At 62.8% G+C, this 13,092-nt stretch carries 12 protein-coding genes; 5 read left to right on the top strand and 7 right to left on the bottom strand.

The window, feature by feature from the left end; all coding sequences use genetic code 11:
* Positions 1 to 182: 182 nt before the first annotated feature.
* Positions 183 to 1,025: an SDR family NAD(P)-dependent oxidoreductase gene (locus tag ACFCU0_RS01835; protein ID WP_434971952.1), complete on the top strand. Its 843-nt coding sequence runs from the start codon at positions 183 to 185 to the stop codon at positions 1,023 to 1,025.
* Between the two features lie 37 nt (positions 1,026 to 1,062).
* On the opposite strand, the gene ACFCU0_RS01830 is transcribed toward ACFCU0_RS01835, so the two are convergent.
* The 4 genes from ACFCU0_RS01830 to ACFCU0_RS01815 all read right to left on the bottom strand — a co-directional run bounded on the left by ACFCU0_RS01830 (position 1,063) and on the right by ACFCU0_RS01815 (position 6,002).
* Complete coding sequence (locus ACFCU0_RS01830) at positions 1,063 to 1,392, bottom strand: SCP2 sterol-binding domain-containing protein (protein ID WP_434971951.1); 330 nt, start codon at positions 1,390 to 1,392, stop codon at positions 1,063 to 1,065.
* A 201-nt stretch (positions 1,393 to 1,593) separates the two neighbouring features.
* Positions 1,594 to 3,171 (bottom strand): 4-coumarate--CoA ligase family protein, encoded by a 1,578-nt coding sequence (locus ACFCU0_RS01825; RefSeq protein WP_434971950.1) that lies wholly within the window; start codon positions 3,169 to 3,171, stop codon positions 1,594 to 1,596.
* A 207-nt stretch (positions 3,172 to 3,378) separates the two neighbouring features.
* Positions 3,379 to 4,908 carry a M20 family peptidase gene (locus ACFCU0_RS01820; RefSeq protein WP_434971949.1) on the bottom strand — a complete coding sequence of 510 codons (1,530 nt, stop codon included), beginning with the start codon at positions 4,906 to 4,908 and terminating at the stop codon, positions 3,379 to 3,381.
* 239 nt (positions 4,909 to 5,147) lie between these two features.
* Positions 5,148 to 6,002, bottom strand: coding sequence for a crotonase/enoyl-CoA hydratase family protein (locus ACFCU0_RS01815; RefSeq protein ID WP_434971948.1), 855 nt, complete (start codon positions 6,000 to 6,002; stop codon positions 5,148 to 5,150).
* Positions 6,003 to 6,400: 398 nt separating this feature from the next.
* Here ACFCU0_RS01815 and ACFCU0_RS01810 point away from each other — a divergent pair, with 398 nt between their 5' ends.
* Complete coding sequence (locus ACFCU0_RS01810) at positions 6,401 to 6,952, top strand: peroxiredoxin family protein (protein WP_434971947.1); 552 nt, start codon at positions 6,401 to 6,403, stop codon at positions 6,950 to 6,952.
* A gap of 21 nt (positions 6,953 to 6,973) precedes the next feature.
* Here the strand turns inward: ACFCU0_RS01810 and ACFCU0_RS01805 are convergent, their stop codons facing one another.
* The 3 genes from ACFCU0_RS01805 to ACFCU0_RS01795 form a co-directional block, all read right to left on the bottom strand.
* Positions 6,974 to 7,252, bottom strand: coding sequence for an ATP-binding cassette domain-containing protein (locus ACFCU0_RS01805; protein WP_434971946.1), 279 nt, complete (start codon positions 7,250 to 7,252; stop codon positions 6,974 to 6,976).
* A 251-nt stretch (positions 7,253 to 7,503) separates the two neighbouring features.
* The gene (locus ACFCU0_RS01800; protein ID WP_434971945.1) at positions 7,504 to 7,941 is read right to left on the bottom strand and encodes a MauE/DoxX family redox-associated membrane protein; all 438 of its coding nucleotides are present in this window, start codon (positions 7,939 to 7,941) and stop codon (positions 7,504 to 7,506) included.
* A 143-nt stretch (positions 7,942 to 8,084) separates the two neighbouring features.
* Positions 8,085 to 9,422, bottom strand: coding sequence for an efflux RND transporter periplasmic adaptor subunit (locus tag ACFCU0_RS01795; protein ID WP_434971944.1), 1,338 nt, complete (start codon positions 9,420 to 9,422; stop codon positions 8,085 to 8,087).
* 385 nt (positions 9,423 to 9,807) lie between these two features.
* Here ACFCU0_RS01795 and ACFCU0_RS01790 point away from each other — a divergent pair, with 385 nt between their 5' ends.
* The 3 genes from ACFCU0_RS01790 (at position 9,808) to ACFCU0_RS01780 (ending at position 12,836) form a co-directional block, all read left to right on the top strand.
* A complete protein-coding gene (locus tag ACFCU0_RS01790) occupies positions 9,808 to 10,596 on the top strand; it encodes an enoyl-CoA hydratase/isomerase family protein (RefSeq protein WP_434971943.1) in 789 nt (262 codons plus the stop codon).
* Between the two features lie 183 nt (positions 10,597 to 10,779).
* Positions 10,780 to 11,568 carry an SDR family NAD(P)-dependent oxidoreductase gene (locus ACFCU0_RS01785; protein ID WP_434971942.1) on the top strand — a complete coding sequence of 263 codons (789 nt, stop codon included), beginning with the start codon at positions 10,780 to 10,782 and terminating at the stop codon, positions 11,566 to 11,568.
* Positions 11,569 to 11,621: 53 nt separating this feature from the next.
* A complete protein-coding gene (locus ACFCU0_RS01780; RefSeq protein ID WP_434971941.1) occupies positions 11,622 to 12,836 on the top strand; it encodes an acyl-CoA dehydrogenase family protein in 1,215 nt (404 codons plus the stop codon).
* Positions 12,837 to 13,092 lie beyond the last annotated feature (256 nt).

The following is a 13,092-nucleotide window of genomic DNA, read 5'->3' as shown; positions in this document are numbered from 1 at the left end:
GACCTGTCCCCTACGCATCGTGAAGGGTCAGGCTCCTGCACGTTCGCATTTCCCCTCCCCGCTACCGACCTTTCCGAAGACACCGGTTCCCCGCGCACAGGACCGCGCGCAGGATCATACATGCCGGTGCGCGTGCGACCGTGTGCCTATCTTCTTCGTGCCCATTGCCTCTTCATGCCCTTATGCCTCTATCGCTCACGGATGAGTCAACGGCTCAGCGCGCCTTTATCACCGGAGCCGCTTCGGGTCTTGGTCTTGCCTTCTGCCGGCATCTTGCGCGCGACGGCTGGACGATCGGAATGGCGGATGTCGCCGTAGACCGGCTGGACGAGGCAGCGACCGAGATCCGCGACCTGGGTGGCGTGCCCCGCATCGTACAGCTCGACGTGACCGACGCCGACGCTTTTTCGCAAAGCGCGGGCAACTTCGTCGAGGCAACCGGCGGAATCGACCTTGTCATCAACAATGCCGGACTCGGAGCCGGCGGGCCCTTCGAGGAAACGACTGCAGAGCAATGGCGCTCGGTTATCGACGTCAATCTTCTCGGCGTCGTGAACGGTTGCCAGACATTCATCCCGCACCTGAAAAACGGAGGGGGCGGACACCTCATGAACGTGGCCAGCATCGCAGCCGTCGCAGCTGGCCCGAGAATGTCGATCTACAACGTCACGAAAGCAGGTGTGCGGGCGCTCTCGGAAACGTTGTACGCCGAACTAAGCGACGACGGGATCCACGTATCCGTAGTGATGCCGTCATTTTTCCGAACGAACATCGATCGTGATCTCGTGGGGCCGGAATCAGCCCGGTCGATGACCCAGGCGCTAATGGAAAAATCCAATCTCTCGGCGGATGAGGTCGCCCGGCACGCACTCGACGCAGCAGCCTCGAAGGACATTCACGTCATCTACCCGTCATGGATGTCGCGTGTAATCTGGTACTGGAAACGGCTTTTCCCGGGACACTACGTGCGCGGTCTCGTCAAGCGCGAGCGGGAAGCGAAAGCGTTCGCCGAGAGATCCTCGTGAGACACACCTACCGTCGGAAGCGGCTCCCCGGCGTTATTTACACGTCGAACATATCCTGAAACTTGGTTGCCATCGACATTGAACCGGAGATCGACAGTTCCCCGCGCATCATGAGCGACATCGGATTGGCGTCGCCCCGGTGAATGTCCAGCCAGTGTTCATCGGTCGTCGAAATAGTGACGGACGGATCCTCGTGCGTCCCTTCGTGGATGCTCAGTGACTGGTCGCTGATTTCCAGAAAGTAGGTGCCACCTTTCTCGCCGGAGATATCAAGCTGTACGACGCCATCCATTCCCTTGGCCGCCTGTGGATTAAAAGCATTCGGGTACAACTGCATTAGTTCGTCCAGATTCGAGAAGGCGGCCATTTAGCTTTCTATGTTCTTGAGGAAGGGGTGGACCGGGCGGTCCGGGGCAGAGGTCGTGCGAGTGCCAATCGCCCGATCCACCGCAGGTTTCTATGTCGCGGAATCATCACAAGCGCCGGTGCCATCAACGACCCGCATCAACGTGCCGGAGCGCCCCACCCTGTGGACGGCCTCTTTTCGGGGCGGAACGACCGGTCCGGGTCAGGCACTCGTCTGCTTGCGTTCCTGCTTCACCAGGTCGCGGCGAAGGATCTTGCCGGACGCCGTCTTCGGAATCTCATCGACGAACTCAACGCGCCGAACCTTCTTGTACGGAGCTACCTGTTTAGCCACAAACTTCATGATAGCGTCGGGCGTCAGGTCGCGGGCGTGCTGCTTTCGAACAACGAATGCCTTGGGCACCTCACCGGCCTCCTCGTCGGGACTCGGAATGACGGCCGCATCCGCGATATCGTCGTGGGACTGCAGGATTTCTTCCAGCTCTGCCGGCGCCACCTGGTAGCCCTTGTACTTGATCAGCTCTTTCACGCGGTCGACAATGTAGACGTACTCGTCGTCGTCCACGACAGCCACATCGCCGGTGTGGAGCCACCCATCCGCGTCGATCGTGTCGTCCGTTGCCGCCCGGTTGTTCAGGTACCCCTTCATCACCTGCGGGCCGCGGACCCATAGCTCTCCTTTGTCTCCCGGCTCGACGTCGGTCTGACCACCCACGTCGACGACGCGAAACTCCGTATTCGGCACCACGCGCCCGACGGAGTCGATCGGGGTTTCAGGTGCGTCGCGCGGGACGAGGTGCGTCACGGGGCTCGTCTCCGTCATGCCGTACCCCTGCTTGACCATGCAGCCAAGGCGCTCCGCACAGGTCTCCGCCACGGATACCGGCAGCGGCGCCGCGCCACTGGTGATGAAGTCGAGGCTCGACAGGTCGAAGTTGTCGACCACCGGCTGTTTGGCAAGACCCAGGATAATCGGCGGGACCAGGTAGGCGCTCTTGATCCGGTGTTTCTCCACCAGACCACAGAACGCCTCCATTTCGAATTTGGGCATCGTGACCACGGCTGCTCCCTGCCGGAGCGCCATGCTCAGGATCACCGTCATGCCGTAGATGTGGTAAAAGGGCAGAATCCCGACCGTCGTCTCGCCCGACTGGATTCCCTCAATCGGTACGCACTGGCATACGTTGGCGACGAGGTTGCGGTGCGTCAGCATGACGCCCTTGGGCAGACCGGTGGTGCCGCTCGAGTACGGCAGCGCGGCCAGATCGTCCGCCGGATCGATATCAATCTTGGGAACGTCCCGGTCCTGGAGCATGAGCGCGGAAAACGGCGTCGCCCCTTCCGCCTCCCCCAGAACGAAGACCTCCTCGATACCGCTGGCCGCGGCGGCTTCCTGTGCTTTCTCCAGAAACGTGGGCACAGTCAACAGAAACCGCGCCCCGGCGTCTTCGAGCTGGTGCTGGGCCTCGTCCGCCGTGTAGAGCGGGTTAAGCGTCGTGACGACGCCGCCCGCCCGGGAGACGCCGAAGAAGGCGATGGCGTACTCCGGCACGTTGGGCATGTAGATGGCGAACACATCGCCTTGCCCGAATCCGCGTTGTGCGAGTCCGGCCGCGAACGCGTGGATCCCGCCGGCCAGTTCGCCGAAGGTGAGGGTGCGCCCCGTCGGCCCGTCGATCATAGCCGGTTCGTCGCGCCGATCGTGAAACCCGGCCATGACGTACTCGGGAAGCGACACATCGGGGATTTCGACGTCGGGATAGGGACTGGAGTATGGCATTGGCGAAGGCATCTCGATTGAAGGACGGGCCCCCGGTCCGGAAGCGGTTCCATGCCGGGTGCCAGAAGCGGGTGAATGCCCCGCATCAGGGCACTTCCATCATACAACCTTGGCGCCCCCTTCGCAAATGCTTCACGGGGCGCCCACGGCCAGCGACGAACCGAATCGGTCCGTGAAGCGTGGTGCGTGGACGCAACCCGGGTCGCCCTACTCCCCTTCGACCGTCGATGCCTCCGGCGCTGCCGGAATACGGGACACCGCTCCGTCAGAACCGAGGTCGACGCCGAGCGCATCTGCATTGCGTACGATCTGCATGTAGTACGTGATCATGCGTTCGTAGCAGGACACCGCGATGCGTTCGTTAATGCCGTGGATTCGGTGCTTGTCGTCCTGCGTCAGACGAAACGGTGCGAAGCGATAAACATGCTCAGAGATGGACGCGTAATGCCGGCTGTCCGTCGTACCCGGCACAAGGAAGGGCGCGACAACGACGTCATCGGCAATCTCCCGAATCGTGCGCTGGACGAGGTCAAACCACTCGTCGTCCATGGGCGAGACGCGCGTCGGCTCCCCCTGTTGTTGCGGATGAAGCGTGACGGGTAGCCCGTCGAGCCGCGATCGGACGTGGTCCATGACGTCCTGGACACTTTCACTCGGGCGAATCCGAAAGTTGACGACGGCCCGAGCGGTTGAGGGCACGACGTTGTCCTTCACTCCGGCGTCCAGAATCGTGGGGGCCGTAGTGGTCCGGATGGCGGCGTCCGTCGTGGGATCTTTGGTGAGCGCCCACGTGATCACGCCTCTCAGAAGCCACAGGTTGGCAAACGCCGTTTTGCCGGCCGGCCCCATTTCCGGGGCGATGAACTGAAGGGTCTGACCGGTGACGCCGGACAGACTGGCGCGGAGCGGATTGTCGCGGAGCCGCTGCACCGCCGTCGTGACCACGTCGATACTGGTCTGCTCGGGTGGGATGGACGAATGGCCGCCCATACCGTCCGCCCGGATCTCGACGCTCAGATACCCTTTCTCGGCGACGCCGACAAGGGCAACCGGGTCCGACACGTCGGGTACCGCCCCCACAGTGATGGCGCCCCCCTCGTCGATCACGACCGAGGGCGAGACGCCTGCCTCGCGCAAATGCTCGGCGATCGCCTTCGCCCCATTATCTCCGCCCACCTCTTCGTCATGACCGATCGCCAGATAGACCGTACGCCGCGGCGTGTACCCGGTCCGAATCAGCGTTTCCATCGACTCAAAAAGCGCTACCGCCGAGGCCTTGTCGTCAAGCGCGCCTCTCCCGTATACATAGTCGTCTTCGATCGCACCGTCAAACGGTCCGTGATCCCACTGGTCGGGAGCGTCTACCGGTACAACGTCGTAATGCGCTGCCAACACGACCGGATCGGCCGCTGGATCGCTGCCCTCCCAGCAGTAGAGAAGGCTGTGCTCGTTGATGACCGTCCGGTCCATCGCGTCGTGGACATGCGGGAACGCGGACCGCAGGTACGTTCGATAATCCTGGTATGCCTCCTCGTCCAATTGCGACGGGTCGCGATGCGTGACTGTACGGAACTGCAGGGCCCGCGAGAGGCGCTTCGGTGCGTCCGGGTCCAGCGCCGGCACGTCGATCGCGCCAACCTGAATCTGACGCGTCCGAAACATGGCAGTTCGGATCGCAAGAACGGCAAACAGGCCGAGCAGGACGAGGCCCGCCACGTAGAAAGGATCGAAGCTCATACAGGAAAAGGCCGTGGCGATGCTGAGAGTGAGGGATCCGATGCTCCGCCTCGACGCGAATCCAGACGGTTCATTGGATGAAGTATCGGGACTTGCAGAATCACGGTAGGGGCTGCAGCGAGCAAGCGCAATGAACGCGTTAACGTTTCAGTAACGCCTCAAACCGTCTTGACGGCTTTTCCATCACCGTACAGATTCAGATAAGCCGGCAGGGCTTCGATCGCCCGTACGCCCCGTCATCACCGACCGGTGAAATCGGGATCGCGCTTCTGCATGAACGCCGTGACGGCCTCCGCCAGGTCCTCCGACTGAAGAAACGCAGCGTTCCACAGGGCTACGTGTTCCAGGCCTTCCTCGACGGTCTGTGACCGACCGGCGCGTAAGACGGACTTCGCCCCCTGAACCGCGAGCGGTGAGTTTGCGGCGATCTCTTCCGCCATCGCCCGCGCCGCGGCGTGCAGGGCATCGACGCCGTCGTGGACGTCGTTGACCAGTCCGATCTCTTCGGCACGGACGGCCGGCACATCTTTCCCCGTGTAAACGAGTTCCGCAACGTGACTTTCGGAAAGGATGCGCGGAAGCCGCTGCAGCGTGCCAAGATCGGCGACCATGGCCAGTCTTGTTTCCCGAACGGAGAACACGGCGTCCGACGCCGCGAGACGAACGTCGCACGCCGTGGCCAGGTCGACCCCGCCGCCGATGCATGCGCCGTGGATAGCGGCAATAACCGGTTTCAGGCACGCATCCACAGCGGTCATCGCCTCTTGCATGTACCGGATCTTCTTGAGAAGCGACTGGCGATTCCGAACGGGAGAGGCGTCCGTGTCCGGCTGCAGGACGTCCATGCCCATGGTTTTGAGATCGAGGCCGGCCGAAAAGGCCGGTCCACGAGCGCCGATCACGATGCAGCGAACGGATGACGCCCCTCCGAGCGCGGCCATGATGGCCGGAAGATCACTGAAGAAATCGGGACCCATCGCGTTCAACGCGTCGGGGCGGTCCAGCCAGACGTGCGCGACGTGTCCCTCCTGCTCCACGGACATGACATCGGACGGAGGTACGGACGGCGCGTCAGAAGCGGCGGGATCGGACATGGACGATCGAATGGGAGCGATTTGGTGGCCGGTGCGGAAGGAGCGTGCATCACGGTGATGTACTACGCACGCACCACATCGGTTCATCGAGAAAACATCTTCGGGGAAGAGTTCACGCGGGGGACCTGGCGCGCGACCGTTGCCGGTTGGTACGACACCAGCACCAGCCTCGACACCTTCTCGTTTTCGTCTGCGGCGGATGGCGTGGCTGACCGATGCCCGTTCGCGATCCTCAGGCACGCACGCCGTAGGATGGACGCTCCGGGGCGAGACGACTCACCCACCGTCCGTATGCATCTTTTGCCCGGCTTGTGCATTTTGACCGACCCGGCATCCGTCTCCTCCGGCGGAGCGCAGGCAACGATCCCTACTCTTCTTCACCTGTTTTCGCATTGCACATGTCCAAGCGTACGCTTGTCCTCGGGCTTCTCGTCGTGGTACTCGGTGCCATCGGATACTTCGGCTACGGAATGTTGACCGAATCGGAGGCCGAGCAACAGGCGCAGACCCGGCAGCAGTCCTTCCCCACCGGCGTGTTGCAGACGACGGGCGGCGGCACCTTTGAATTTTCGAGCGTGCCGCAAGATCGACCCGTCGTGTTGATGTTCTTCAGCCCGACGTGCCCGTATTGCCAGGAGGAGACCGCGGAAATCGTCCAGCACGGCAAGCTGCCGCAGGATGCGACGATCCTGATGGTGTCGACGTTTGCACGGAACGATCTGCAGACGTACGCCGACCAGTTCGGGCTCGGGGACTTTCAGAACATCCGCGTCCTGCGCGACTTCGGCGGCTCCCTGTTCCAGCAGTTCGGTGTTCAGAGCGTGCCGTATACGATTGTCTACGACTCGTCACATAACTATGTCCGGGCCTTTCGAGGCAAGGCAGACGTGAACCGCCTGTACGCCGCGGTTACATCCCCGGAGAGCGTGCAGCCTGGGCCGGCACAGTAGCGCAACGATGGCATGGACGGTTCATCTCGGCGAACGCTTGACGTGAACCCGACGATCGATGCAGCGCGCTACGGTTGGGTGTGTTGTGTGTCGTAGATTTTGTATCGGATTTCCGTCGGGACGAGCCGCGATCTCTGGCAATCGTCGTTCGCGATGGCGACGTGGCTCGTTATGCGAAACGCAGCACGGGTCGGCGTCAATCAGGTCGAGGACGAGCCGGAGAACTGTCGTTTTGCCCGCGCCATTATTCCCGACAACCCCGGTTGCCGTGCCGGACTCGATCGTCAGATCGGGAATCAACGCTTCGAAGTTGCCACACGATTTGCGACGGTTCTCGGCCTGGATAAGCGTGAGAACAGATCCATCGACTCCATTCGTCGCGGGGAAACCCTACGGTACGCAACCACTCGGCGTCTGGCGTCAAGGAAGGCCGCAGATTCTCTACGAACCGTCAGTCCTATTGGCAGCGATCGCTGCAACGGTTCTCCTCCTCCCTCGCTAACTGGTAGATGATGTGGGGGACGGGCGTCTCGAAGATCATTGCCGGAAACCTAATCCGGCGTATCTGTCAGCAGAATGCCGACGAGGGTAACCGCGATCAGGACGAGATTGCGGATCAGTGTCGCCTCGGCGGATAGGTCGATGCCGAGCGCACCGAAGCACCCACAGGTGGCGACCGTCTGGTCGCCCACGACGATGGATCCGACAACCACTGTAAACACGGTGAAGACCAGAAATGTGGCCGTCAGCGCCGACGTCAGATATCGTCCCCAGGCCAGCCAGGCGACGAGGGCAAGTTCACCGATGGACACCAGCAAGACGAGAGGAGCCGCGTAGTCGACCCACACGGAATCGCTGCCCATAACCACGCCGACGAGAGACTCGGCGCCGGAGGAATCGATGAGCTTCCCGACGCCGGATAGGAGAAGGACGAGGCCCAGGATCGCGCGGACGGCAATCTGGCCGACGGCGGACAGAGAGGGACGCATATCAATCGATCGATGGAATCACAGGAAACGGGGGGCGGTCCGGCACGGGACGGGGACAGCGTCCCGGCATCCGATCGCCTCTGCGCGTATCTCACGCCGATTCCTCGCAGACGATCCCATCGCCCCGTTCAGTGCGCTTCCGCTCAATACGCTTCTGCTTCGGTGTGCGTCTGGATCGATCGGGTCGAGCCGGGCGCGAGCTGTCGTGCCACCTCATCTTCCGGCCCGACGACCACGGTATCCCCGGGTGCGAGCGAGCCGCTCACCTGAGCCACGGTTTCCGATCGGAGCCCGACGGAGACTTCCACCATGTGGGCGGTCTTGTTCTCCAGGACGAAGACGACCCGGCGCAGGTCGTCCTTGCGGCCGCTCGGGGCCCGTTGCAGCCGTCCGTGCTTCGCGACGGCGGCTGAATCGAGCCGTGCAACGTTACGGGTAGTAACCGCCCCGCTCGGAACTGCGACGATGCTGTCGATGCTTGCGGCTGCGATCCGGACCTCGCCACTCATGCCCGGCCGCAGCACGGGCGGCCCGGGGCCGGCATTGCTGTCATCCGTGACGACGTCGATCGGCTGGCTGCGGGCGGCGAGGCGATGCGGGCTCGTCACGCGGACGTGCACCGGGTACTCCGGCTCGGATGCGGAGCCGATTGCGCCCTCCCCCATGCGGGCCGCATTTGCCACTTCCACCACGCGGCCCTCCAGAACTCGGTCGTCGAACGATTCCGTCACAATCTCCGCCCGATCGCCGAGGTCGACCTGTCGGATTTCCTTTTCAGGTACCGCAACGACGAACTCCATTGCTTGCGGCCCGCCGATCCGCATGATCTCGGTCCCCTGAACACGCATCGTTCCGAGAACACGCTCGCCAACCTCGACGTTCAGGCGCGTCACGACGCCGTCCATCGGAGCGGCAATCCGCGTCTGTCGTGCCTGCTCCTGTGCCCGGTCCAGCAAAGCACGAGCTTGCGCGATCCCTGCCTCTGCAGCTTCCACGCGGGCCCTCGCCTGCTCGAGATTTGCCCGTGCATTCTGAAGGTCGCGTTCGGGAACCATGCCGGCATCGAACAGGCGCTGCTGACGGCGTAGATTCTGCCCCGCCCGCACGGTATCTGCTCGGGCCGCGGCTTGATCAGCACGCGCCCGGAGAACGACGGCCCGCTGCTGCTGGAGCGCCGCCTCGTAGTCATCGTCGCGAAGACGGACGAGCGGATCGCCAATCTCCACGCGATCCCCCTCACGGACGTACACATCCGTGATTTCTCCCGACACGTCCGAGCGGATGGACACCTCAACGGACGGTCGGGCCCGCCCGAACCCCTTTACGGTGCTGGTCACCGATCGCCGGGAAACCTCTGCCGTATGGACGCTGGGCGCGGACTGCATTTCACTCCAGCCGCGGTATGCAGCGACGCCGCCGGCGGCGAGCACGAGAAGACTGACTATCAGGATGATACCGATCGTGCGTCGGGACAGGCTCATGGCCGTGGCTTTTCACCGAAAGAGAGGGACGTCACATGCGGACATAGAGCGACAGCCTGCGGTCCATTGTTACCCACACACGGAAAGCGGGCGGTGTTCAACGGTCGGAACGACGCAGGCGTCGAGAGGTCAGGGGTCATCGACATCGCGGTCGCCATTCAATGTCGGCTCGGAGTGTGGGTTTCGCTCGTCTCGTGCGACCCGTTGAGACGTGCACGGCGACCGTTATCATTTTCTCGGAGCGGGGCCCGGAACCGCTCGATCGCAACGCTCCCACATTGCCTTTCGTAGTCGATCGCCCTATGTTGCAAAGCCACTTAACGACGTTAACCGACCGGGTTGATCCATGAGCGAGACGCCGACCGCAGATGCGCATTCTACCGACATGCCCACGTACGAGACGGTACAGGTTGAGCGGGACGGTGCCGTCGTGACCCTGACGATGAACCGGCCGGAGCGGCGCAACGCCCTACACCCGTCGCTCGACCGGGATCTGCGCGATGCACTGGGCCACGTCTCCGAGGACGAGTCGGTGCGTGCGGTCCTCCTTACGGGCGCCGGCGACGGATTCTGTGCCGGGGCGGACCTGTCGGTGTTGAAGGACAGCCCGACGCCGGAAGAGCTCTACGATCATCTCACGACGCGATACCTCCCGCTCATCGAGTCCCTCCGGGGCTGCCCGAAACCGGTTCTTGCCGGCGTCAATGGGATCGCTGCCGGGGCCGGGATGGCGCTGGCCCTCGCCTGCGACCTGATCGTGATGGCGGACGATGCCGCCATGATCATGGCCTTCAGCCAGATCGGGTTCGTGCCCGACAGCGGCGCGTCGTACTTCCTTGTGCGCCAGATCGGCTACACCCGGGCCTTCGAACTGGCCGCGGAAGCCCGGCCGATCGACGCGGACCGCTGTCGCGATATGGGCCTGGCGAACCGGGTCGTGCCCGGCGCAGACCTCGTCGGTGCCACGCAGGAATGGGCGCATCACCTTGCGCAGCGACCGACCACCGCTCTCGCACTAACGAAGGAAGCGCTACAGTTCGCGCAGGATCATGACCTGAAGGAAACGATCGAATTCGAGTCCGAACTCCAGATGAACGCCCTTCAAACCCGAGACCACCGCGAAGGACTCGCCGCGTTCCTCGAGAAGCGCGACCCGGATTTCCGGGGGGAATAGCGGAAATGCGTGAATGTGTTAAGGTGTGACTGTGTGACACTGCTAAGACGAGACCACCTGGTCGTGTTCGTCAGAATAAGGCAGCGCGTTCGGTAGACGTACCCGTGTTGACGAAACGCTCGCCTCGAACCCTGAACGTTGAACCCTGAACGTTGAACCCTGAACCCCGAACGCCAACCCCTTATGCCCGAAGCGAACGACCGATTTGACGTTACCGACAAAGTCGTGCTCATCACCGGCGCCAGCCGTGGAATTGGCCGAGCGATGGCCGACGCCTATGCCGATGCCGGGGCAAAGGTTGTTCTCACGAGCCGAACTCAGGATACGCTGGACAAGGTCGCGGCGGAGATCGAGGCCGACGGCGGCACGGCGTTGCCCGTGGCAGCTCACGTCGGGGAAACCGCAGCCATCGAGGAGCTGCTTTCTACGGTCGACGATGCCTTCGGCGGTGTGGATGTGCTGATCAATAACGCGGCGACGAATCCGCACTTCGGGCCGCTTCTGACCGCCGAGGACAGCCACTGGGACAAAACGTTCGACGTGAACGTGAAGGGGTACTGGCGCATGGTTAAGGCCTGCGCACCGCGGATGAAGGCGCGGGGAGGAGGCAAGGTGATCAACATCGCCTCCGTCGCCGGCGAACAGCCGATGGCCGGCATGGGCGTGTACGGCGTCACCAAGGCCGGGGTACTGATGCTCACGAAAACCCTGGCGGCGGAGCTAGCCGGCATGAACGTGCAGGTAAACGCCATCGTCCCGGGCTTCATCAAGACGAAGTTCAGCAAAGCGATCTGGGCGAATGACGACCTCAGCGATTCCGTACTGAAGTCGACCCCGCAGCACCGGATGGCTGAGCCGGACGAACTCGCGGGCATGGCTCTTTACCTCGGCTCGTCGGCCTCGGACTTCGTCACCGGGTCTACCTTTCGTGCAGACGGTGGCCTTTTGGTCGGTTCAGGCATGCTCGGCTGACCCACGACCATTTCCTAACGTCCGCCCCCGCGAACTGCCGACCGGAAGCGATCATGCCGACGACACCCGCCACGAACATGGAAACGCTCCTCTCCGACATCCGCGCATTTGTCGACAACGTGCTCCTCCCCCTCGAGGATACGTTTCGCGAGGACGGGCTGCCGGCGGTCACGGACGCCCTTCAGGAGGCCCAGGAGGAGGTACGAGCCAACGGCTGGTGGTGCCCGCAGATGGACGAGGCGCACGGAGGCATGGGCCTGTCGCTCCATGATTTCGGCCGGTTGAGCGAGGTGCTCGGCCGGTCCCCGCTCGGCCACCTCGCCTTCAACTGCCAGGCGCCGGATGCGGGCAACATGGAGATTCTGGCCGACCACGCGTCAGACATGCAGCGTTCCCGATATCTCGACCCGCTGCTTGATGGCGAGGTGCGGAGCTGTTTTGCGATGACGGAGCCCGAAAATGCCGGCTCCAACCCGAAGCAGCTTTCGACGACGGCCGAACGCATCTCGACGGACGACGGCGACGCGTTCGTCTTGAACGGGCACAAGTGGTTTACAACCGGAGCGGACGGCGCCGCCTTCACGATCGTCATGGCCGTCACACACCCTGAAGAAGACAACCCGTACCAGCGGGCGAGCATGTTGATCGTCCCCATGGATAGCGACGGCCTCGAGCACGTGCGTCGCATCCCGATCATGGGAGAAGAAGGCGAGGGATGGCTATCGCACTCCGAACTCAAATTCCGCGACGTCACCGTGCCGGTCGACCACCTGCTCGGCCCGGCCCAGCACGGGTTTGGCATCGCCCAGGAACGCCTCGGTCCCGGTCGCATCCACCATTGCATGCGATGGATTGGCATCTGCGAGCGTGCCTTCGACATGATGTGCGAACGCGCGGCCACCCGTGAACTATCGCCCGGCACGCCGCTGGCATCGAAGCAGACCATCCAGAACTGGGTCGCCGAGTCGCGTGCTCGCATGGACGCCGCTCGGCTGATGGTGCTGGATGCGGCGAAAACAATCGACGAGGAGGGCGCTCGTGCTGCACGGGTCGACATTTCCACAATCAAGTTTTTCGTTGCCGAGACGCTGCACGACGTGCTTGACCACGCCATCCAGGTGCACGGCGCTCTCGGTGTTACCGACGACACGCTCCTCAGCTTCTGGTACCGCCACGAGCGCGGCGCGTCTATTTACGACGGACCGAGTGAGGTCCACAAGTCGGTCGTCGCACGGCGCATCTTCAAGCAGTACGGGATCAAACTATAGGACGGTCCGGAAATCGGAGGTTTACAGATGTGTTGCGCGTCGTGAGAAGTTGGTTGGATTCTAACCTGGACACGACCGCACAAGCGAATTTCGCGATCCACTATTCACAATCCACAATCCCTCATGCCACACGTGAAGGTTAACGGCTGCGAGTACTTCGTCCGCGATGTCGGCGAAGGGGACGAGACGATTGTCTTCGGCCACGGCTACCTGATGACCCACCGGCTGTTTGATCAACAAATCGAAGCGCTTCAGG

The organism is Longibacter sp., from assembly GCF_051155795.1.
GTDB lineage: Bacteria > Bacteroidota > Rhodothermia > Rhodothermales > Salinibacteraceae > Longibacter.
Note: the sequence above shows the minus strand (reverse complement) of the source record. Positions and strands in the feature narration are given on the sequence as shown.